Source organism: Sphingomonas sp. NCPPB 2930 (assembly GCF_042867205.1).
Lineage (GTDB): Bacteria > Pseudomonadota > Alphaproteobacteria > Sphingomonadales > Sphingomonadaceae > Sphingomonas.
This window is the reverse complement of sequence record NZ_JBHZQU010000055.1, coordinates 1-777: the sequence shown is the minus strand read 5'-3', so window position 1 is coordinate 777 and position 777 is coordinate 1. Positions and strand designations below refer to the sequence as shown.

Genomic DNA, 777 nt, shown 5'->3' with positions numbered 1-777 from the left:
AGCACTAAGTGGTACTACTCTTATAGCTCAGGAGCATTAGCAGTTAGCACAACAGTTGACGGTTATACTGTAAATGCTAATGGGGAATGGATTTAGTAACACGTTTTTTAAAGTAATAGATAAGCACTGGATACTTAGATTCAGTGCTTTCTTTTTTCTTTTTGTTTTTTAATCGACTTCTTCAATAAAGAAAAATAATTCTCATTCTTATCTGAATAATGTAACCTCTAATCCTCACAATATACAAAAAGTACAAATAATTTCTAATTACCTGACCCACAGATTACTATTAAAAATTACTTCAAAAGAGACTATAACAATCTGAAGTATGATTGAAATAGCAATAGATACTAAAGTAACTGTCTACGGTTAGGTATATTTCGGATAAATTACACTTTAGTTGCTTTTTATTTTACACTAACTATCTTGGCTTAATTCAAGTATTTCCATAACCTTATGAACAATCATCTTATGCTGTGGGTGTCTCTGAATCTTCAATAATAGTTCCATCATTTCTGTATCTTGTGGCACAGAATAAGGTAAGAAAAAATCACTCAATGGAACTTCCAAAGCATCAACAATCTTCACAAAAGTTTCCAAAGAGATATTTCTGTGATTATTTTCTATCTGACTGATATAAGGAACGCTTAGATTTGTTCTTTCTGCTAATTCTTGCTGTGTAATCTTCTTTGAAGCTCGTAAGTCTCGTATCTGATTACTTATATTTTCTAATATATCATCCATTCCTTCACCCTCTATGTTAAATCTACTATCTAT

Annotated in this window: 2 protein-coding genes; one reads left to right on the top strand and one right to left on the bottom strand. The window is 30.9% G+C overall.

Translation table 11 applies throughout. The features are described 5' to 3' along the window. Positions 1–96, top strand: a 96-nt coding sequence (locus tag ACFX59_RS18300) for a hypothetical protein (RefSeq protein WP_387434490.1), incomplete at its 5' end; no start/stop codon positions are given. Between the two features lie 321 nt (positions 97–417). Here ACFX59_RS18300 and ACFX59_RS18295 read toward each other — a convergent pair. Beyond that, positions 418–777 (bottom strand): helix-turn-helix domain-containing protein (locus ACFX59_RS18295; RefSeq protein ID WP_387434488.1); only part of this gene is annotated, 360 nt, incomplete at its 5' end.